Origin of the sequence: Peribacillus sp. NPDC101481 (assembly GCF_044767165.1) — a bacterium.
In the GTDB taxonomy this organism is placed as follows: domain Bacteria; phylum Bacillota; class Bacilli; order Bacillales; family DSM-1321; genus Peribacillus.
The window spans coordinates 112,660-134,173 of sequence record NZ_JBIWNJ010000001.1; the positions used below are offsets into that span (position 1 = coordinate 112,660).

The following is a 21,514-nucleotide window of genomic DNA, read 5'->3' on the forward strand; positions in this document are numbered from 1 at the left end:
AAACTGGCCCTTCTCCAATTTGTCTACAGTCTGAACAGCGATAAAAAAAACACTGTTAAAATTCTTTTGAGAAAAATGGAAGAAATAATTTCACCCCACGTTTATTAAAAGGTAAACATTTCAAATCTGCAATTAAATGACTTATGTATCCTAATGAACAAGTGGCGAAAATTCCGTCAATCCCCATAAAGGCTTCGAATTGAAAGGCAATGATACCAAAGAAAGCGATACCGGCAATCGAATGGGTATAACTTCTATGTGGTGTAAAGGATGCCAGGATAATATAGACGCCTAACAGCCACAACCAGCTTTCCTGCAAAGATAAACCGCCACCTAAAACCGCTAATCCAGACAGGGTCAGCATATGCCTTTGTCTAATGAATGATGAAATAATGATGATTCCGATTCCTGCTCCTACACCGATCCACTTTTCCGTATTTGTGCCTTCCAATAGACTATAAATGATCATTAATATCCCAATCGTTTGTGCTATCGTTCGGATAAACTTATGTGAAAAAGTAATCCTATTACTTAACTTCCCATCAATATCCATATCGGGCATAAGGCCAGAAACACCCCCAATGCCAACCAAGAATAAAGTGGTGGTCGGATCTGTTTGAAGTGTGTTTGCCGTCAAGAATCCAACTGTGGCCCCTATAGCCATGTGTGCTGTACCGTTCACTGTCTCTCTCCTGTCCCTCAAAGAAGTAATTTGTTCCGAAGAAACGAATGTTTGTTCGAATCCCTACATTCTAACTATACAATATTTTGGGGGAAATTTCTTTAATTCTTGTAAAAAAGCCAGGATAACCAATAGTTATACATTAAAAACAATTCTTCTAAATTTCTATAATTGCTTTGTTTAGGTAATTTCCACACTTTAAATCCGCAAAATATTTTTCTCTAAATTGAGGTTTTTCATGAAATTTTATCCATCATATGAATATACTAATCTATAAGGGGAGTGATTCAGATAGCTTTTTTAAATGCCTTCAATAATTTTAAAAAAGGGAAAAAGTCTAAGAAAATAAAGAACATGGATTTTCGGGAACAGCATGTAAATAAATCGTCTGAGCTCATTGGGAACAATGAAATTGTCCAGAATATAATTAACAATCACCTTTCCAAAAAAAATAACCACTTGTAGGGTGGTTTTTTTAATTATTATGGGAAATGGTTTCATTCTTTTCCAACTTCTCGCTCGCTTCGTAAATATAGTTATATTGTAAATAGTAATCGTAAATGACGTTTTGCAGGATTTTAAGCAGGGATTTATCGAATGTATCGAATTCAGTTTGATAACTATTTAAGACAGTGACGAATTTCCCTTCCATGTTTTCGAAATAAAAGAGAAGGAAATTCTTGTAATATTCACTATCGCTGTTGCTTTTATTCGTAATGCACGGATCGCCGGTTTGAATGGACTTATCAAGCATCGCTTTGATGGATTTAGGCAGCTTTGCTTTTTTGAACTGGTTCAGGGTATAGATATCATAGGTAAAGGAAAGTCCTAATTGATTGGAATAAAAATCCACGGCACAGTCCAATGTATAGATTAATGGTGTTTTAAAGTCCTTGCTGTTGGCAATTTCCTCTGATATCTCCAATTGAAATTCCTCGGATGTTAAATAAGCAGCAAATTTCATCTTTGAACTGCTCATGCTGAATACTTCATAAACGGCTGCATCTTGTTTTTCAATTTCAATTTCGATATTAAAAAATTTAAAGTGTTTTAAACGGTAAAAAGCAATCGGTGCCAATAGGAAAAGCAATATCCAAACTAGGTAAAGAAATAACGTGTTAAAGATGATTTGATAAAATTCAGACGTTACGATCGGTTCGATGATTAACGATATCAATGTATGTTCAAAGCCCTGAGAAACAGGTGGCGCAGGTACAACGGTTTCCTCTGGCTTTTTCAAAGTTTGGATACCTAAATGAGCCATCGCAACTAGTGTATAAACAAAAATTAAAATTGTTCCAATCACATAAAATTTTGGCATGAATCCAATAATCCTGTCGAAAACAGAAACCCGTTTATCTTTCTGCTCCTCTATAGCCAATGTGGTTGCTCCTTTTAAGATTATTAATATCAGGAAAAGTCTACAGGGACTTAAAACTTCCTGGAGACTGCCTATTAAATTTATATGTTTGCTATTATGTTAAAATACGTAAAATTCGTTTAATCATTGACATATTCCAATTTACTTTCGACGTTTTCATTAAAATTAATAATATTTCGCCGTTAAAAATGCCCAACCTCTTCATTGAAAATGAAAAGTTGAGCAAATGTTTAGGGTTTTATTTAGGACGGCCCTTTATCGCAAATTCTTCGACCTTCCTTAAAAACAACTCCATGGCTTTTGATGCTTCGAAGTCCAACTTTTTCACGATCGAAAAAGGTCTTATAATGGGTTCATTTTTCAAATGAAAGGTTTTCAATTCATTGGACTTCAATTCTTTTTGTACAGTCAATCGGGATAGAAGGGCAATGCCAAGCCCAGCCATCACCGCTTCTTTCACTCCTTGAATACTGGTGAAAATAAAGGTTTTCTTTATGTTTAACTCCAGACTGCTTAGAAGTTTATCGGAATATGTACGGGTCCCCGATCCTTGCTCCCTAAGTACCCATGTTTGGTTTTGGAGCATATTGCCCTCGATGAGATCCATTTGTGAAAGTGGATGATCCGGGGGAACGACAACGATCATCTCGTCATTCATGAATGGCCTGACATCTATATCTTTATAATCCGTTTCACCTTCAATCAAGCCTATATCAAGCTTATTCGATCGTATTCCTTGAATGACATCATTTGAATTCGAGATGATGATTTGTATGTCCACCATCGGATATTGAGCCGCAAATTCTGCTAATACTTTTGGAAGGTAATATTCCCCTATCGTGAAGCTTGCTCCTATTTTCATCGTTCCGCTAACCACGTTATTAAATTCATTTATTTCTCTTTTTGCTGTCTCATAATGATTAAGCATTTGCTTTGCATGTCTATACAAAATTTTTCCCGGCTCTGTTATTTGAACTTGTTTGGGAGAACGATAAATTAATTTTGTTCCTAACTCATTTTCCAGATTCCTTATGTGAAGACTGACTCCTGGCTGCGACAGGTTCAGAATGTCCCCAGCCCTTGAAAAGTTTTTCTGTTCGATTACGGTTACGAATACTTTTAATGGATCCATGGTTACCTCCCTATATACCTATGCCTTTCATTTTATCATAAGTAGAAGTAATCATTGAAATAGCAAAAATATATTTCACTTATTTTTAATTTAGCTTTAAAGTTAAGCCATCAACATAGATGGAGTGATCACACTGGAACAAACAAACGTTGAAACTAAAAAACTCGGTTTTACAAAAGGGATAGCATTGACTTTGCTAATTGCCATTGCAGCAAAATACTTAGCGGAGCTTCCATTCCTTCATATAATGGGACAGTTAGTCATTGCGATACTGATTGGTGTTGTTTGGAAATCACTGATTGGCGTCCCAGCCTACGCCATTGCAGGAACAAATTATTCAAGTAAAGTCCTTTTGAGAGTGGGCATTATCTTATTGGGCATGCGCTTGAACCTAAAGGATATTTTTAATGCCGGTCCGAAAACATTTGCAGTTGGTGCCATTAGTCTGGTATTTGCTATATTAGTAGTTTATGGAATGACCCGCATATTTAAAGTCGAGAAAAAGCTAGGCATATTGACAGCTTGCGGTACGGGTATTTGCGGAGCTGCTGCCATCCTGGCAATTTCCTCCCAAATAAAAGCAAAGGAAAGAGATACAGCAATAGCTGTAGCGACGGTTGCTGTTTTAGGCACAACCTTCACTTTCGGATATACGATCCTATATCCATTATTGGAGTTATCCGATCAAGGATATGGTATTTTTTCAGGTGCGACACTTCATGAAATTGCTCATGTCATCGCTGCTGCAGCACCAGGGGGAAATGAGGCAGTCGACTTGGCAGTGGTGGTCAAATTGACAAGGGTGGCCCTGCTCATTCCCGTCGCCATTTTGATTGGGTTCATCATGAATTGGAAAGACCTATCAACTGTTACCGGAAAGAAATTTTCCTGGAAGTCCATTCAGATACCGTGGTTCATTTTTGGATTTTTATTAATGAGTGCCATTTACTCTACTGGTGCAGTTCCCGAACCTTTAGCTGATAAACTTGTTATGCTTTCCTATATCCTCATGGCTATGGCCATGGCAGGACTAGGATTGAATATTGACCTTGTAACTTTTAGAAAATATGGCGGTAAACCTTTTTTAGCTGGACTGATCGGCTCTATCTTATTGACATGCCTCGGGTATGTATTGGTGCAGGCATTCCATTTAAATTAACTTTTCAAAAAAACAAGCATCCCTTAATCGGCATGCTTGTTTTTTACTATTGGATGCGGAACATTGGCACCATAAAAAATTTCATCCATCTCCGTTTGAAGTCTTTCTATAATTTCTTGCCTTTCCTCTTTATTCAGCTTTTCCTCTGTATAACCGAATAAGTAATTATTAATATCGAACCTTTTCAGCTTACATTTTGTATGGAATATATTTTCCTGGTATACATTCACATCAATCATGTCATATAAACCCTTTACTTCATCAGGAATATAGTTTTGAATGGAATTAATATCATGGTCAATGAACAATTTTTGCCCATCTTTATCTCGCGTAAAGCCCCTCACTCGGTAATCGATCGTGATAATGTCGGTATCGAAGGAATGAATGAGATAATTAAGGGCTTTAAGTGGTGATATTTCCCCACAAGTAGAGACATCGATATCGGCTCTGAATGTGCTAATGCCTTCATTCGGATGGTATTCAGGGTATGTATGTACGGTAATATGGCTTTTATCCAGTTGCATGACCACATTATCAGGTAAAGGCCCTGGTGATTCCTCATAAGTCCCCATAGGTACCTCGACGACAGGACCTTCTGAAACAAGAATGGTTACACTGGCGCCTTGAGGGACATAATCCTGTTTGGCCGTATTTAAAACATGTGCCCCTATTAAATCAGAAACGTTGTGCAAGATCTTCGAAAGCCGCTCTGCATTATATTGTTCATCGATATAATCCAGGTAGGCCTCCCTCTCTTCCCTGGTTTTTGTGTAACAAATATCATACATATTAAAGCTTAAAGATTTCGTAAGATTATTAAATCCATGAAGTTCAATACGCTGCTCTGGTGTAAGTTTCATGATTGATTCCCCTTATATTTTTTTAGGACTATCCTTATAGTTACCCTTTTTCTGAAATAAAAAACTAAGTCTGCGAGCCTAAGCTTCTGCCTTTTTATCGATAAGCCAAGAAAAAGCCATTGCATTAACATGCAACGGCTTTTTTATTATCCTGAATTGTTCTATGCAGTATGAATTTTTTTCTTTTTTATCGGTGAAAGAATTCGTTCCAGCCATCCGAGTACAAGATCTGAGAGAATGGCCATCAATGCCGTCGGGATTGCTCCAGCAAGTATGATTGCCGTTCCATTTGAGGCATTCGTTCCCCTGACAATGATATCCCCCAGTCCGCCTGCCCCTACGAATGTACCGACAGCAGTTACTCCAATTGCAACGACAAGCGCTGTACGTAAGCCAGCCATGATGACAGACAGAGATAATGGCAGTTCGACCATTCTAAGTAACTGCAGCTTCGTCATCCCCATTGCCTTTCCAGATTCCAAATAAGCATGATCTATACTTGTAATACCGACATAAGTGTTCCTCAGGATCGGGAGTAAGGAATATAGAAACAATGATAAGATTACTGTATTTGTTCCTAACCCCATTACTAGCATCAAGAGTGCGAGCATAGCCAATGCTGGTGTGGTTTGTATGACATTCGTTATCGAAAATACCCAATTACTCAATTTCTTATGTTTTGCAATGAAAATGCCTATCGGGATGGCTACAATTGCTGCAAATAAAACCCCATAAGCTGACATTAAAAAATGGCGATAAAATTCAGTAAGTACATACATCCAATTCTGTGAATAATAAGTTCCCAGTTGTTGCAAGGTTTCCATAAGTTTGCACCTCCCATTTATTCAAAATATTTATGTGCTTTAAGGAATTCTGAAGCTACGACCGATGGCTCCTTCAAGTTCCCATCAACTTCATAGTTCAGTTCCTGCATGGTTTCAGTAGTGATTTCGCCAATTAACTTATTAACTTCATCTTCAATTTCAGGATATCGCTCCAATAATTCTTCGGTAACGACCGGTGAACAGTCATATGGCGGAAAATATTTTTTATCATCTTCTAAAAGCTTCAGATCATTAACCTTAATCCGTCCATCTGATGAGTATGCAAGAACAATATCCATCTGTCCATTTTTGACTGCATCGTATACCAGGCCAATCTGCATCGGATAAGTTTCTCCAAATTCCAATCCATATGTATCGACGAACCCTCTATAACCATCCCCTTTCCTTTTCAGCCAAGCACTATCTACACCTAACCTTAAATTATCTGCATCCTTTTCTAGGTCAGATATTTTCTGATACCCTTTTTCCTCAGCCAATTCATTTGAAATCGTAAAGGCATACGTGTTATCGAACCCATAGGAATCAAAAAATTTGAACCCATATTGTTCTTTGAATTCCCTTTGAACAATTTCCAACGCCTTTACTGGATCCTTTTCGATTTCCTGTCCCAGGACACTCGTTAAATCCGTCCCTGTATATCGAGTTGCTGCTATGTCTATATCACCGGTCTCCATCGCTTTTTGCTGAACGAAATTGGAACCTAGATTTTTGATGATTTTCGTATCAAGTTCCGTATTCCTTTCAAGGAGTTGAGCAATCATGTTCGCAAGAATTTCGGATTCGGTCATGCTTTGGGCACCGATCTTTACAGTAGTTTCTGAAGATGACCCTAAACCAGGCAAAGAACAGCCGGTGATCATTAATGAACAAACTAAAAGGGCCATTAAAATTGTACGTCTCATTTTTTTATACATGGTAATCCTCCTCAAGCAACTTCCTTCATACCTTTCAATCCTTTTGGAACGACTTTTCGTTCAATGATCGAGAATACATAATCCACAAGGATAGCCATGATGATTACCGGAACTGCACCTGCGATGATATATTCTGTTTGGTATAAATTCAAACCGATAAAAATGTAATCTCCAAGTCCTCCGCCTCCAATAAAGGAAGCCAAGGTGGCCCACCCGATCAAATAGACGGAAGCCGTACGGATACCAGCCATAATGACTGAAAGTGCCAGCGGGAATTCTACCAGACGAATCCTCTCCCAGCTTGTCATCCCGATGCCGCGGCCGGATTCAAGCAGATTTTCATTCACGCCTTTAATGCCTGTATATGTATTCCTGAGTATGGGTAAAACAGAGTAGAAAAATAACGCAATGATTGCGGGAGTTTTCCCAACGCCGAGGAAAGGAATGAAAAAGGCCAGGACTGCTAGGCTCGGCAGTGTCTGCATTATGTTTGCAATTCCGATTATTATCGAAGCGCTCCTTTTCATTCGGGTCAACATAATCCCTAGTGGCACGGCAACTATTATTCCAAGGAAAACAGCGATCATGGATATATATAAGTGCTCCCATGCCTTATAAATCAATTCTTGCCAGTTCGTTTGTAAAAAATTGAGCAAAGCTTCCATCTGATTCACCTCCTAAAACATTTCTGCCATTTCTGCCATTTCTGCCATTTGATTTTCTTCCTCTCCCCAGATGCTGTCATATACGATGTCGACCAATGTTGCCCTAGTGACAATTCCGACCAAATGTTTATTCTGGTCGACCACCGGCACATATTTGAACCCTCGCTTTAAAATCTTCTGAACGGAATCACGGATTAAAGTATCCTGTTTGACTGAGTAAACTTCAGTATTGATGACTTCACTGATAAATTTAGCTTTTTTTCGATATTCACTGATCGTTTCAACATCAACGAACCCTTTCAAAATATTTTGCTCATTAACCACAAGTAAAGAATCGACCCTTTTATCTCGCATTATTGTAATTGCATCGGTAAGGGATTTTTCTTCTGTAATGGATATTGGATTTCGACTCATGATTTGTTCGACCAACTCAACATTCGGTCTTGTTTGAAGCAAACGATCTTTTCCGATAAATTCTTCCACGAACTCATTGGCTGGGTTTCTGAGGATTTCATCCGGTGTTCCCACTTGGACGATTTCACCAGCCTTTAAGATGACGATCCGGTCGGCTAGCTTAATGGCTTCATCCATATCATGGGTAACAAAAACAATCGTTTTATCAAGTGTGCGCTGCAAATTTTTAAATTCCTCCTGAAGAGCATCGCGGGTGATTGGATCTAATGCGCCAAAAGGTTCATCCATTAATATGAGTGGAGGATTGGAAGCAAGTGCTCTGAGAACGCCTATCCTTTGTTGCTGCCCGCCGCTCAATTCGTAAGGATACCTTTCCAGGTATTCAGGCCCCATATCGACAAGCTTAAGCAATTCCAGTGCGCGTTCCTTTTTCTTCTGTTCATTCCATTTTAGAAGTTTTGGAACGAGGGTGATATTTTCAAGAATCGTCATGTGAGGGAAAAGTCCGATTTGCTGGATAACGTACCCAATCTGTCTTCTTAGCTCGACTGGATCTTTATCCATGATATTTTCACCATTAATAAGTATTTTGCCTTCCGATGGTTCGATAAGGCGGTTAATCATTTTCATTGTCGTTGTCTTACCACATCCACTCGGACCAATGAAGCAAATGAACTCCCCTTTTTTAATATCCAAAGATATATTCTTTACAGCTTTCTTTCCTCCCTTATAGATTTTCGATACATTTTCAATTTTTAACATAACAAGCACCTCCATCATTCGCATACAATTACAAATTTTACAAATATATTAATTTTTCATATGCACAGTCTTTTGTACCCATTAGATAAGCTGAATAAACCTTTTTATTTAAAAGACTAGTCATATGTAATTATATTGAAAAAATGTCATAAAAAAACTACCTCATATTAATTGAGGCAGTTGATTGATTTAAAGTATTAATAATGAATTAAAACCCGATATTTTTAGCAATCAGAATTTTTACGGTTTCATCTGTCCCTGTAAAGAATTTTGAAAAAGGATTGTCCCGGTGACGCCGGGTAATATTATCGTCTTCCATATGTCCGTATCCATCATGTAACTGCATGCACTTTTCAGATATTCGCTTAGACATCTCTGTTATCCAATATTTAGCCATCGATACTTCAGTTATGATATTCTCCCCAGTCATATGTTTACAGATCAACCCATCAACAAACGTCCTTCCCAGTTGAATATCGGTCGCTATTTCAGCAATGGTAAACTGTGCATTTTTAAATTTACTTATTTTCTTTTCAAATGCTTTTTGTCCTTTTATAAAATTCATCGTTAAGTGAAGCATGTCCTTCGCTGCTATTAAAGACCCAATCGCACACATTAGTTTTTCCTGTTGCAGTTTTTGCATGATATATGAAAGACCCTTCCCTTCCTCACCAAGGAGGTTGCCAACAGGTACTAAAGCATCATCGAAAAATAGCTCGGCTATGCCTGAACTTCCCTGTCCAGCATTACCAAGCTTTCTTCCTCGCGAAAATCCTGGCGTATCTTTATCAATGAGCAGCAAACTGATTCCGTCCTGAGAAGGAACAGCATTAAGATCAGTTTTGCATGCTACTATCATGAAATCAGCTGTAAAGCCATTTATGACAAACGTTTTAGCTCCATTAACATTATAATATCCATCTTTCTTGATGGCAGTGGTTTGAATATCCGCTATTTCCGAACCCATTCCCGGCTCTGTGAACGCAAAGGCGGAAATCATTTCTCCTGTAAAGAACTTTGGTAAATACCTTTGTTGTTGATCTATTGTTCCGAATGTAGCTATATAAGGGGCTACAACATCCGAATGAATGGATATTCCACCTAAAGCTGAACCAACCATTTCCAATTCCTCTGCCAGCACAACTGAATATCCAAAGTCCGCTCCTATTCCACCGAATTCCACATCAAGCCAGGGACATAAAAATCCATTATCTCCAATCTTTTTCCAAAAGGAGCGAGGTATTCCCCCCTCTTTTTCCCACTGATCATAAAAGGGGACAGCCTCCTTTGCGAGAAATTCACGAATTGATTGTTTAAATAATAAATGTTCTTCCGTTAGGAAGGAACGGGAATCATCTTTATTGATTGCCAGCGTGCTAACCATAGGTTAACCTCCATTCGCTAATGGTTTTATTAAATACATCAATGTCAAAATAACTTATAATCCCTTCCATGAAAATATGTTAAACGCCTTGATGTAAGCGATTACAATAACAAACATCAAACAGTAAAAATGTTCCTCAATATTCATGTTCAACAAAAGTATTGAATTCCCTTTAACAAATCTTTTTTTTACCATTTTAATTATGTATTACTTAACTGCTTTGAATATGGGTTTTCTATATATTCTACCGAGGTTATTTTTGGAATATTAATGGGATTACAATAACATCGACTTCTTTTGTAAAAATCAATTTCCCTTTTTTTCGACAAAATGTTCGTTTTAATTGACTCAATATGGAGGTTAGCAGAATAAGAAACAGTTATATAACAACGTTTATGGTATAATTAACAGAGAAAACGTTTACAAAGAAAGAGATACTAATTGTTCGGAAAATTCATTCTTCTAGGAGTCGATGAAAGTTGACAGTTAAAGAACAAACCATCTTTAATCATATTGGAAATAAAATTATAACAGAAGATCGAGAAATTAACGTAATTGCTAGATTAGAAGAACCTTTAATTGTAGTTTTAGGAAATGTTTTAAGTGACGATGAATGTGACGAACTTATTAGATTGTCAAAAGACAAAATGCACCGTTCCAAAATTGGAGTTACACACGAGGTAAATGAAATAAGAACAAGCAGTAGCATGTTTTTTCAAGAAAAAGAATATGACGTCATAACTAAAATTGAAAAAAGAATATCATCCATCATGAGTATCCCCATTGAACATGGAGATGGTATTCAAATTCTTAAATATACTCCTGGTCAAGAATATAAAGCTCATTTTGATTTTTTCACATCTACAAGTCTGGCAGCAAAAAATAATAGAATTAGCACAATCATCATGTATTTAAATGATGTGGAGCATGGAGGGGAAACTTTTTTTCCTAAGCTGAATTTTTCAGTGTCACCGCGAAAAGGAATGGCTGTATATTTCGAATATTTCTATAACGATAAAAACCTAAACGAACTAACTTTACACAGTGGAGCGCCAGTTATCACTGGTGAAAAATGGGTTGCAACACAATGGATGAGGCGACAAAAAAATAGTCTGCAGCTTGATAATGTAAACGCTGGACTATAAATACCTCAATTTTAGGTGCCAAATGATCTAAGGCACCTATTTGTTCATTTGGAAACTGTTTACTTAAAATGACCAAACGAATGGAATCAAAAAAATAATGTTCCCTTGAACTTCATAGCTTTCTTGATCCTAAACAATTGATTCGTTTCAAAACATACTTTTGCCCTGGAATTCTCGTTAAGTTTGATTTGATTATACTTTTTTTAAAAACGCTCTCATTTACCTTTGTTGCTCTTTCTAAAATTATCGTAATCAGTCTTAATGTAATGAAATACCTTCGCGTTGCCATTATGGTCAGGGTGAGTTATTTTTAATAACCCTTTATATTCTGCTAATACTTCTTTATTGCTCGCCATTTTAGAAAGCCCTAATTTTTTACTATAATCATTTGATTGAGCAGTGGAATCAATATTGTAATTATTTCTGATGTTTTCTTTTAATTTTATCAATTCATTACGTAATTCAATATTTTCTTTTAATAAATCCTTTGTTTCATTTTGTAATTCACTTTTCTCATTCTTTAGAATGGCAACTTCCTTTTTGAACATATCCCTTTGCTGAATCAATATTCTTTTTGCAGTTTCATGAAGTTCTTCGATTCCTTCTATATGCTTATCTTGAGTTTGTATTTTCAATTTTAATCGATGTATGATTTCGTCCTTATTTTGATCTATGAAATCATTTATGGCCAGCTTTGAAGCAGTTTCATCGCTTATGTATCCAGTGTTCCTCTTTCCGTTTCCCGCATTTTTAATTTTACCTTCACGAAGCCAGCGCCTAACAGTTTGTATGCTATTACTTTCTTTTATTCCTGCATCTTTTAACATTTCAAATGCTTGATCTGTGTCATCCAATATGTATCCAGTTTCTCTAATCCCGTTTCCTCCCTCATATTTAATCTTACCTTCACGGAGCCAGCGTCTAACAGTTTGTATACTGCTGCTTTCTGTTACTCCTGCGTCCTTTAACAGGTCGAAAGCTTGATCTGTGTTCACGTTGTTCCCCCTTCCCCCTTATTACGCAACGTAATATTACTTCGATTGCTATTAGCCTATTAAAAGGAATATATTTTGCAAACAATGCGGCTAATTTATATGCCAATGTTTTAAATGATAGCATAGCCATTTTCTAAACAAAGAACAAACAGATGAAGAATATATGACGAATATCACAGAGAGATAACGATAAGGTATCAAACTTAAAAGTGGGACCAGAACATGGCCCGTAAAATTGTAGATAAAGGGAAAATGACAGCAAGACCCCGTATGGCAGTGAAGAAAGCACGTGAATTGACCCGGAGGAAAAGTGTTTTATTTTTGAATCTTTCTGAAGGGGCGGAATGAACTTAGACAAAAGCGATAGGTATCATACCTATAATTCCATAAGGAGTACCGCAAGCAACACGTGGATTTACAATGTTAAGGATATGCCAATATTAAAAAGCCCAATCTCTCAGTGATATATAATTGAGAAATTGGGTTTGCAACTAAGTCACCAAAGCAGCTGCTATTAGTTAACTAGAGATTATTGTTTACCCTCTGTATACACTTGAAAGGTTACACCGAATTTGTCTGTTACAATTCCATATGCAGGGCTGAAAAAAGCTTCCTGCAGCGGCATTGTCACTTCTCCGCCTTGAGACAATGTTTCAAAGATTCTTTTTGATTTTTCAATATCGTTTATTGAAATACAGATCGTGACTTGATCTCCAGAGTGACTAGGTTGACCTGGAAACGTATCGGAAAACATGAGATCCGTTTCCCCAACCCTTAACATTGCGTGTGCCACAAGATTTTTTGCTTCTTCTGGCAGAGGAAATTCCGGGTTTTCAGGCATTTCTCCAAAAGTTTGATTAAAAAGGACTTTCGCATCAAGTGCTTTTTCGTAAAATTGAATCGCTTCTTTTGCATTTCCGTTCATCATTAAATAGGGGGACAGTCGCATGGTCATAAATAGCTCCTTTTGTTCTAATTTTTGTTAGAAAGCATGAGTAACTTCCAAGCCTCTTTTTGAAGTTGTGGACAATAACCATTATTACCCATGACTGTATTTTATAACAAAGAACGTGTGTTCGTCAACGAAAATCACTTGAATACTAACAATTTTTCAGGTGACAGACTGGTTTAAATAAAATATTAAATGATCATCCCACTATCTTAAAGTGTTTGTTTTGTTCATGACCACATTGTTACAAAAACTGAACCATTCACTTTGGAATTTTCTTCGATTAAACACCAACAGAAGCTTTTGCATTAAATTAATCTATTTTTTGTTTGTTATTCATAAAAGCTATAGAAGCAGGAGAAACCACGGTCCTTATCAAGCCTAATGATCATGACACCCAATTACGTTTAATATGGAAGTTCTTGAATCTCATTGCTGGACTAATAGAAAAATCCTTCAGTGTTTCTCTTTTAGCCTTACTTAACTAAAAAAGGAACCTGATGGATTGCATAGACCAATCAATTCTTTTTCTTCCGCAGCCGATTCGTCTTAAAATTCCCCGCCCGGTACATGGTAGATTTTCTCTCCTGCACTTTGCCTACCATATGCAGAGTACCAATAAAAAAATGTAGCGAACAAAAAGTAGCCCCGAAATACACCACTTATGTAGTATATTTTGGGGCTACTTGACGTTTACTTAAATACTGAGTAGCCAGTCATATATTCGGACTATCAGTTCTTTTCATTCCCAAATTTGAAAGTTTGTCTAGTCTTTTATCTTTTGTAGCTTAGAATCATGCTAATTTGCCTCTGGTTGATTAATGGCTCTCAGACTAAATTTGTATCCCACTATTATATAAGTTACCCATCTCGTTTAAATTCTCACGTTCTAAAAAAGATGGAAAATAGCTATAGAATGTTGATATAAGAGGTAATTAATCTTGAAAAAATAAGATATTTATTGTTTGTAGTACAGATTTAACTATATAACCGAAAAAAATTAACGTTTTTCTTCTAAAAATAATAGAAGAATTATAACCAATTTCACTTCCCAATAAACTATAAGTATTAAATTATTTCATGTACAATTCCTAAACTCAAACCTTCGTCATTTGCAAACATGTACCATTCTTCATCTTCCTTTTCAGCATACAATTCTTCTGAAATGTTGGTATTTTCCACAACAAACTTCTTAATACGATTATCTAAACGGTCATAGAAATTCATTGTATTTTTAGCCTTCTTAGAAGTTGATTGAACAGACATACTTCCATCATGAATAAGAATTATTGTATTGGGATATGCTTTTCTATAATGTCCACTAATCAACAGTAACGCACCCATAGAAACACAAGATCCTACACCAATGGTTTCAACTTTCGTTTTACTTGATTTAATTGCATCAATGGCAGAAAAACCAGCCACTACATCTCCACCATCAGATGTTATATAAATTTGTATTGTCTTTCTTTTATCTATTGGAATATTTAACTCTTCATCTTCTCGATTCCATTCTTGAATCCAATAAACAATTTTATTTACAATGGTTGTATCCACATCATAATTATAATAAATTTTCCGTTCTTTCAGTCCAAGGTAAAACTGATACTCCTCAAGAGAATCAGGTAAATTTCCTATTATTTCTAAATATTCATTATTGAATTCAACTTTTTTCATTATAAATCCTCCTTAATAATATGCTGTGTTATAGGAAGAAAAAGTGTAATACACAATCATATCTATTTATTAATTTATTCAGCAAGTACAATCTTCGCAACAGCATTCATCATCATTTTAAAGTCCATTATTTTTTAGAACATAGAAAAGTGAAATGAGAATGTAGAACCTTTTACAAAGGAAAAAACACAATAGCCCAATTTTGAAATTCCAAACCATTAAACCCTGACTCGATTTTCTTTATCGATTATTTGCATACAATAGTAGAAAAAATCAAAGGTTCTGGTGCATTTCAACAGAATATCGCTCCATCAAAAAAAAGGACCTAATCGATTAGGTCCTTTTTGACTTTAGTCTATTCGTTTCAATTTGGTGAGCTATAAACTTAACACTGTGATATTGTTTATTTTTATTAACTTGCTTTCATTTCTGAATCTTGTCCTCTTTTAAGATTAGGTAACTTAGAATCTATCGATAGGAATCGACTTCCATTTAAAACTAGATGAAGTGCAATAATCATAAGAACGAGATCCAGTTCGTACCCTGAAGCTTCTCCATTCCCCATAAAACCTGCAGGGAATTTCACATAAACAATTGCACCAGCCATGATGAATACAAGGAGGGCAGATATTATTCTTGTTCCAAGACCTAATATTAAAGCAATTCCTCCAAACAATTCAATAACACCGACTACATAGGCCATAAATCCCGGTATGCCTATACTTTGAAACCATCCTGATGTGTTCTCCAACCCACCTTGGAATTTTGACAATCCATGTAGCAAAAATGAAATTCCCAACATAACTCTTAATAAAAAGGTACCGATCTCTTGTTTATTCATGTCACATCTCCTTTTTTTATTTTACACTACAAAGTGTAGTGCAATGTGGTAAAAAAATCAAGTGAAAGTCATCAGACAATCACTATAGTCATTCCCAAAAGTATAAGCAAAACATAAATAGAAACAAAAATCGTAGTAGTTTCAGCCCTCAAAGGAATTTTTTTATGGGGATCGATTAATTGCTGAAGTCTATAGTTAACTGATTCATTGGAGAAGTGGACAAGGACGGGCGAGGATTTATCAGTGTAACCATGTTTAATTAACTTCAACAAAGCAGTACTTATGCCTAATTCAGTCCCCATTTTATTTATCGCATTTTCATCGGCTGATAATTCACATATTATTTTGTAATTTTTATGACACCATTTTGTAAGTGGGACAAACCATAAAGCATCTGATATCAACTGTAAAATAAATATTACCAGCGGATGATATTTTTTTTGGTGAAAGGCTTCATGCTCTACTACCGCTTCTAGCTCATCCTGGTCCAATAATTTAATTAAACCAGAACTAAACACAATGAATGGCCGACAAAAACCAAGCGTAAACGCAAGAGGCTGATCAGCATTCACAACTAAGATATCATTGTTTACCCGGTTGAATGTTTCATTTATAAACCTTGTCTTTTCAAAATTTTCGGAAAGAAAAAGCTTTTGTTTAAACCTTCTGGATAAGAAATATTGCTCTGCAATTTTGAAAAGGGTGCTCAATATGCTATAGGATATTATTATACTGAGCAGGGTGACGACTACAAAATAGTATACTGAATCTTCCTTGAATAGACTAAAGCAAAATTTAAAAAAGTTGGCTTTAATATTCACACCAAAAAAGATATGTACCAAAAACGCTCCCATTTGGCACCATACTACACAGGCAATTAAAAGACTCAGGCTTATCACAAAATAAGACTTACTCTTCCACATTATAATTTATCCTTTTTTAACGATTGAATTTTTTGTTCCAATTTTTCAATTAAACCTTGGTCAGCATCTTTCATGGCATCCAGCATATGGCTTATGACCGCTCCACCAAATTCATCGAGCAAATTCTCAGTCAGTTTCTTTGACTGCTCTTCTAAAAACTCCGCTTTGGATTGAACTGGGCGAAATAATGAGAGCCTTCCTTCAGACCTCTTTTCAAGAATGCCTTTTTCGACTAAACGATTCATGACGGTCATTACCGTGTTGAAATTGATAGGTTTGTCAAGTTCCAATGATTGCTGAACCGCTTTGATGCTCTGTTCATCTTTATCCCATAAATATTCCATGATATTTGCTTCCAATGGACCAAAGAAACGATTCAGTCCAACTTCATCATATTTAAAATTTTTAATATTCATCCTTTACCACCTCCCACTACAAATTGTAGTGGATATCACTGTTACAATCAAGTTTCATCTGGAAGATTTGAACGTTTATAAATAAAAACAGTAGGCAAACTGGTGTTTCTTCGAGTTTGACTACAGTCTGAAACGAGCCTTTTACAGGCACGTTTCAATAATTAATAGTAATCCTTTGTCCTCCATTTCCTCAAATTTTTTGACCTTGCTGTTTCTTCTGGTTAACCACCTCTATTACTCTCCACTACCTTTTTTCTGTAGCAATGTTCATCCGTTCGTTTTTCCTTTTAAGCGTTTTAGATTAAAAAACGAGCCTTTTGCAGGCTCGTTTCACTAGTTAACCCTTTGTGCAAGTTTCTCTATTTCATGAGAATCATAAAAATGATATCCTTTAGCCATCGTTTGGGCTGCAGCGTACATTGCAGCAGCTACTTTGTTTGCTTCTATTGCACGATATGGACGTAAAGGGCCAACAAAGACAAATTTCACAAAAGTACTTAGCAGCCCCGAAATCTTTTCACCTGCCCTGAATTCCTCGCGTTCTCCTAGAAGTAAGGAAGGGCGGAATATATGTACAGTATTCATTTCCAAGCGTTGTAGTGTTCCTTCCAGATCTCCCTTGACACGACTGTAAAAAAACTTTGATTTGGAATTGGCTCCCATGGCCGTAATGACGAGTAATTTTTCAACATTCGATGTCTTCGCCATTTTAGCTGCTTCGATTATATAGTCATAATCAACTTTACGAAAAGCTTCTTTCGATTTAGCCTTTTTGATCGTTGTACCCAAACAAATGAAAACATCGGTGACGTTGAATAAATAGGCATACTGGGACAAATTATCGAAATCCACAACATGTCCTGTGCACTTGGGCTCCGTGAATTTCATTTCCCTTCTTGTCAGCAAATGGATTTCACTATAGATTTTGCTGTTGCTTAGCTGTTTAACCAACTGGGTGCCTACCACACCTGTAGCGCCTAAAATCAATGCCGTCTTATTAATCATGATTTCCCACTTTCCGTCATTAGCTGCTGAATAATATAGGACTAAGATAAATGATGCACTTGATTGAAATCATCAATTATCCAAGAATCGACTTCAAATCTTATCGTACTCAAACACGCATTGAACAAGCGCATTTCATTTGATACGATTGACTCGTTTGACATCAAGCGTAAAATAAAATGAATGACTGCACCATGTGCAACAAGTATAACTTTTTTCTCAGGATACTCCTTCTGAATTCCCTGAAGCCCATTCATCAGCCTGTTTCGTAAAGATTCCTGATTTTCCTGACCAGGATATTCTTTATCAATGAATGCTGACGCCCTTTCAGCTGCTGTCATTCCTTCGGCAACGCCAAAGCTTTTTTCAATGAATTCCTTTTTTTCAATGACCGGGACTTCAATATAATGCGAAATGATATCTGCCGTTTCCCTTGCCCTTTTTAGAGGGCTCGAAATAATCACATCCCAAGAAGCTTCTTTTGACAAGAATTCACCACATTGCCGTGCCTGTATCTTTCCTAGTTCATTTAAAGGAATATCAGTCTGCCCCTGCAGTTTCCCTAGTGCATTCCAATCTGTTTGACCATGCCGCACTAAACAGATAGTAGTAATTGTCCTCAAACCCTTCTATGTAGAATGTTAATTTTTCACTTCTTCAATGATGGAGTGTCCTTCAGTCTGATCTAGATCTGACCATTTCCATTTTTCATGCAAGCGTATCCTGCCATCTGGCAATAATTCAGGAGTGGAAAGACAGCTGCCTCCTCTAATTTCACCTTTTTCATTGATATGATTATACCTGAATTCCAAGGAACCATCCATATTGACAAGCCCTATTAAAGTTCCTTTAACAATCTCACCACCATGATAACTTGCTGAAAGAATTGAGCCTTCTTGTGAATAGTGGAAGGAAGTATTTCCCGATACTTCTCCATTTTCAGAATTGACTAGAGCTTTGAAAATCCTACCATCATAATTAAACATCATCATTCCTCCATATGAATTAATAAGGATAATGATACCAAATTAATCAAAAAATGAATATTCAAAAATCTTATAGGATTGTTAATTCTGTGTCCAGAAAATGACAAAAAAAATACATAATATTCCCCATTGAATTCCCCTATTATGATGTGGTTAGATTATGGAAGATGTTACTTATGGAATGAACAATTCCCAAGGTGAAACGTCTAATCAAACTGGAAGATGTTGGTGAGGTGCTCAAGTGAAAGAAATACTTCTGATTCTACTATTACAACTTATTTATGTTCCGATTTATACGTTGCGAACCATTTTCTTAGTAAAAAATATTACCATACTTGCCTCGATACTGGGTATCGCAGAAATGTTAATATACGTTTTTGGATTATCCTTAGTATTTGGCGGTGACCAAAGCATACTCGCCATGGTTGTATATGCAGTCGGTTTTGGAATCGGAATAATTTTTGGTACGAAAATTGAGCAAAAACTTGCCATCGGTTTTATTAATGTAACCGTTAATACTCAAACCAAAAATGAACTTTTGGTAGATACATTGAGGAATAACGGATTTGGTGTAACTCTTTATACGGGCGAGGGCAGGGATAGCAACCGTTATCGGATGGAAATCTTGACAAAACGCAATCGGGAACAAGAATTGATAGCAACCGTTGAAAAGTTTGAACCTAAGGCTTTCATCATTTCATATGAACCACGTTATTTTAAAGGTGGTTTTTTATTGGACCGGTTGAAAAATAAAGCAAGCTGAACCGAAATGCAAAAGCCCATCTTGTTATGATGGGCTTTTGCATTATTTCGTTTTTGATTTTCTAATTCTCACTGCCCTCGTTACCGGCTGTTTTTTGATCCACTTTAAGTATTTTTTTAGTGCTTCATCATCTTTTAACAAAGGCACGGTATATAGTCGGATGGCCAGCTCTCGGTTTGAATACAGTGCGTGAATCTGTTTGTGACAAGATTTACAGAGATAGGCAATGGGTAAATGGCTGCCACCTAATTCTCTAGGTGTTAAATGATGGATGGTCAGTTCTATCTCACCCCTGTCACAAAGCTCACAAGTACCTTTCATCTCATTGATCGGCCGTTAAGGCTTAACGGATTTTCCTTCTTCAACAATATGAAACATCAAATGGGCAAGATGATGGATTGGTCCATACTCTTCATTGGCATCATCTTCTTCATCTTCCACTTCGACTTCATCCATGCCTTGTAAATAAAGTGCCATGAACTCATAAAAATCATTTTTAGTAAAAGAGTAACAATCACTTGGATCCTGATTATCTTCTTCATACTGTAAAACTAGATGAGATAAATCACCCTCATCATCTTCAGCATCAAAAAATACAAAATATCCGATATTTGTATCCAGTTCAAATAGTCTGCGAAAACCGCGTGATGTTGCTTTTTCAAACTCAGCCGCCGACAATTTTTGCACTTGCATGCTGTCTACATTATCTTCTTGATGAAAGCCCACGATAAATGTGTTCATAATCAAACCTCCTGTTGAATATGGATAACCATTAGTATCCCCATTTAACCGAATTTATTCCATTTATAGATTTGTTTCCAAGACGACCGGGCAATGATCGCTGCCCATGACATCGCAGTGAATATTAGCATCTATTAAAGATTCCGCCAGACGTTTTGAAACAATGAAATAATCGATTCTCCACCCTATATTCCGCTCCCTAACTTTTGCCATATATGACCACCAAGAGTAGGCCCCTTCCTGGTCTGGATAAAAATGGCGAAATGTATCGATAAACCCTGCATCAAGTAATTCAGTCATCTTTCCACGCTCTTCATTAGTGAAACCGGAATTTCCAATATTGGATTTTGGGTTTTTTAAGTCGATTTCCCGATGAGCAACATTGAGGTCCCCACAAAAGATAACCGGCTTCACCAAGTCCAGTTCACTAAGATAATCTATCATCCCATTTTCCCATTCGAGACGGTAATCAAGCCTTGATAAATCCCTTTTAGCATTTGGGGTATAAACGTTCACCATATAGAAATTTTCGAATTCAAGTGTTATGACCCTGCCTTCCGGCTCCTCGTCCAGCTCCCCAACACCATATTTCACGGAAAGCGGTTTTTCCTTCGTGAAAATGGCTGTACCTGAATACCCTTTTTTCAGTGCATAATTCCAATATTGATGGTACCCTTCCAACTCAAGTGTAATCTGTCCTTCTTGAAGCTTAGTTTCTTGCAGGCAAAAAATATCTGCATCCACATCTTTAAAGTAATCTAAAAATCCTTTTTTAACACAAGCTCTAATTCCATTCACATTCCAGGAAACCAATTTCATATTCTCTTAAATTCTCCTTATGGCCAATTAATTTCTTTACATTTCAACTATACTAT

24 protein-coding genes and 1 pseudogene are annotated in these 21,514 nt (G+C 36.6%); 4 read left to right on the forward strand and 21 right to left on the reverse strand.

The genetic code is table 11. From position 1 onward, the window contains the following. Positions 1-55 precede the first annotated feature (55 nt). The 3 genes from ACIROD_RS00470 to ACIROD_RS00480 form a co-directional block, all read right to left on the reverse strand. Positions 56-682, reverse strand: coding sequence for a metal-dependent hydrolase (locus tag ACIROD_RS00470; protein WP_101225347.1), 627 nt, complete (start codon positions 680-682; stop codon positions 56-58). Between the two features lie 475 nt (positions 683-1,157). Then, positions 1,158-2,063 (reverse strand): hypothetical protein, encoded by a 906-nt coding sequence (locus ACIROD_RS00475; RefSeq protein ID WP_402937112.1) that lies wholly within the window; start codon positions 2,061-2,063, stop codon positions 1,158-1,160. 238 nt (positions 2,064-2,301) lie between these two features. Next, on the reverse strand, positions 2,302-3,195 hold the full coding sequence (locus tag ACIROD_RS00480) for a selenium metabolism-associated LysR family transcriptional regulator (protein ID WP_260357720.1): 894 nt from the start codon (positions 3,193-3,195) through the stop codon (positions 2,302-2,304). A gap of 133 nt (positions 3,196-3,328) precedes the next feature. Between ACIROD_RS00480 and ACIROD_RS00485 the strand changes: the two genes are divergently transcribed. Further along, on the forward strand, positions 3,329-4,354 hold the full coding sequence (locus ACIROD_RS00485; protein WP_402940041.1) for a YeiH family protein: 1,026 nt from the start codon (positions 3,329-3,331) through the stop codon (positions 4,352-4,354). Between the two features lie 23 nt (positions 4,355-4,377). Here the strand turns inward: ACIROD_RS00485 and speD are convergent, their stop codons facing one another. From speD to ACIROD_RS00515, 6 genes are all read right to left on the reverse strand, one after another. After that, positions 4,378-5,214, reverse strand: coding sequence for an adenosylmethionine decarboxylase (speD, locus tag ACIROD_RS00490; protein WP_260357721.1), 837 nt, complete (start codon positions 5,212-5,214; stop codon positions 4,378-4,380). Positions 5,215-5,375: 161 nt separating this feature from the next. Next, on the reverse strand, positions 5,376-6,038 hold the full coding sequence (locus ACIROD_RS00495; protein ID WP_230175916.1) for an ABC transporter permease: 663 nt from the start codon (positions 6,036-6,038) through the stop codon (positions 5,376-5,378). 17 nt (positions 6,039-6,055) lie between these two features. After that, positions 6,056-6,973 carry an osmoprotectant ABC transporter substrate-binding protein gene (locus ACIROD_RS00500; RefSeq protein ID WP_311735941.1) on the reverse strand — a complete coding sequence of 306 codons (918 nt, stop codon included), beginning with the start codon at positions 6,971-6,973 and terminating at the stop codon, positions 6,056-6,058. Between the two features lie 11 nt (positions 6,974-6,984). Next, a complete protein-coding gene (locus tag ACIROD_RS00505) occupies positions 6,985-7,638 on the reverse strand; it encodes an ABC transporter permease (protein WP_133346510.1) in 654 nt (217 codons plus the stop codon). Positions 7,639-7,650: 12 nt separating this feature from the next. Then, on the reverse strand, positions 7,651-8,814 hold the full coding sequence (locus ACIROD_RS00510) for a betaine/proline/choline family ABC transporter ATP-binding protein (protein ID WP_101225354.1): 1,164 nt from the start codon (positions 8,812-8,814) through the stop codon (positions 7,651-7,653). A 208-nt stretch (positions 8,815-9,022) separates the two neighbouring features. Beyond that, complete coding sequence (locus tag ACIROD_RS00515; protein WP_402937116.1) at positions 9,023-10,198, reverse strand: acyl-CoA dehydrogenase family protein; 1,176 nt, start codon at positions 10,196-10,198, stop codon at positions 9,023-9,025. Between the two features lie 479 nt (positions 10,199-10,677). Between ACIROD_RS00515 and ACIROD_RS00520 the strand changes: the two genes are divergently transcribed. After that, positions 10,678-11,343: a 2OG-Fe(II) oxygenase gene (locus ACIROD_RS00520; RefSeq protein ID WP_402937118.1), complete on the forward strand. Its 666-nt coding sequence runs from the start codon at positions 10,678-10,680 to the stop codon at positions 11,341-11,343. 215 nt (positions 11,344-11,558) lie between these two features. On the opposite strand, the gene ACIROD_RS00525 is transcribed toward ACIROD_RS00520, so the two are convergent. Continuing rightward, positions 11,559-12,338: a hypothetical protein gene (locus ACIROD_RS00525; RefSeq protein ID WP_230175915.1), complete on the reverse strand. Its 780-nt coding sequence runs from the start codon at positions 12,336-12,338 to the stop codon at positions 11,559-11,561. A gap of 225 nt (positions 12,339-12,563) precedes the next feature. On the opposite strand from ACIROD_RS00525, the pseudogene ACIROD_RS00530 reads away from it, so the two are divergent. Further along, a pseudogene (locus tag ACIROD_RS00530) lies at positions 12,564-12,656 on the forward strand (hypothetical protein); the annotation flags it as partial. Between the two features lie 211 nt (positions 12,657-12,867). Here ACIROD_RS00530 and ACIROD_RS00535 read toward each other — a convergent pair. The 8 genes from ACIROD_RS00535 to ACIROD_RS00570 all read right to left on the reverse strand — a co-directional run bounded on the left by ACIROD_RS00535 (position 12,868) and on the right by ACIROD_RS00570 (position 19,135). Next, positions 12,868-13,293 (reverse strand): VOC family protein, encoded by a 426-nt coding sequence (locus ACIROD_RS00535; RefSeq protein ID WP_260357723.1) that lies wholly within the window; start codon positions 13,291-13,293, stop codon positions 12,868-12,870. Positions 13,294-14,355: 1,062 nt separating this feature from the next. Then, positions 14,356-14,964 (reverse strand): ClpP family protease, encoded by a 609-nt coding sequence (locus tag ACIROD_RS00540; RefSeq protein ID WP_402937121.1) that lies wholly within the window; start codon positions 14,962-14,964, stop codon positions 14,356-14,358. A gap of 412 nt (positions 14,965-15,376) precedes the next feature. Continuing rightward, a complete protein-coding gene (locus tag ACIROD_RS00545) occupies positions 15,377-15,805 on the reverse strand; it encodes a DoxX family protein (protein WP_101225360.1) in 429 nt (142 codons plus the stop codon). A 71-nt stretch (positions 15,806-15,876) separates the two neighbouring features. Continuing rightward, positions 15,877-16,728 carry a M56 family metallopeptidase gene (locus ACIROD_RS00550; RefSeq protein WP_402937123.1) on the reverse strand — a complete coding sequence of 284 codons (852 nt, stop codon included), beginning with the start codon at positions 16,726-16,728 and terminating at the stop codon, positions 15,877-15,879. Further along, entirely contained in the window at positions 16,728-17,144 is a 417-nt protein-coding gene (locus tag ACIROD_RS00555) for a BlaI/MecI/CopY family transcriptional regulator (RefSeq protein WP_101225362.1), read from the reverse strand. Before ACIROD_RS00555 ends, ACIROD_RS00550 begins: the two co-directional genes overlap by 1 nt. Before the next feature lie 333 nt (positions 17,145-17,477). Further along, complete coding sequence (locus tag ACIROD_RS00560; RefSeq protein ID WP_260357725.1) at positions 17,478-18,149, reverse strand: NAD(P)H-binding protein; 672 nt, start codon at positions 18,147-18,149, stop codon at positions 17,478-17,480. A 41-nt stretch (positions 18,150-18,190) separates the two neighbouring features. Beyond that, on the reverse strand, positions 18,191-18,763 hold the full coding sequence (locus ACIROD_RS00565) for a histidine phosphatase family protein (protein WP_402940044.1): 573 nt from the start codon (positions 18,761-18,763) through the stop codon (positions 18,191-18,193). A 27-nt stretch (positions 18,764-18,790) separates the two neighbouring features. Beyond that, complete coding sequence (locus ACIROD_RS00570) at positions 18,791-19,135, reverse strand: avidin-fold protein (RefSeq protein WP_260357726.1); 345 nt, start codon at positions 19,133-19,135, stop codon at positions 18,791-18,793. 241 nt (positions 19,136-19,376) lie between these two features. Between ACIROD_RS00570 and ACIROD_RS00575 the strand changes: the two genes are divergently transcribed. Beyond that, the gene (locus ACIROD_RS00575) at positions 19,377-19,898 is read left to right on the forward strand and encodes a DUF2179 domain-containing protein (protein WP_101225365.1); all 522 of its coding nucleotides are present in this window, start codon (positions 19,377-19,379) and stop codon (positions 19,896-19,898) included. Between the two features lie 42 nt (positions 19,899-19,940). On the opposite strand, the gene ACIROD_RS00580 is transcribed toward ACIROD_RS00575, so the two are convergent. The 3 genes from ACIROD_RS00580 to ACIROD_RS00590 form a co-directional block, all read right to left on the reverse strand. Then, positions 19,941-20,219, reverse strand: a complete 279-nt coding sequence (locus ACIROD_RS00580) for an HNH endonuclease (protein ID WP_101225366.1) — start codon at positions 20,217-20,219, stop codon at positions 19,941-19,943. Between the two features lie 15 nt (positions 20,220-20,234). Then, on the reverse strand, positions 20,235-20,639 hold the full coding sequence (locus ACIROD_RS00585; protein WP_230175911.1) for a cytosolic protein: 405 nt from the start codon (positions 20,637-20,639) through the stop codon (positions 20,235-20,237). 63 nt (positions 20,640-20,702) lie between these two features. Further along, positions 20,703-21,458: an exodeoxyribonuclease III gene (locus tag ACIROD_RS00590; protein WP_260357727.1), complete on the reverse strand. Its 756-nt coding sequence runs from the start codon at positions 21,456-21,458 to the stop codon at positions 20,703-20,705. Positions 21,459-21,514 lie beyond the last annotated feature (56 nt).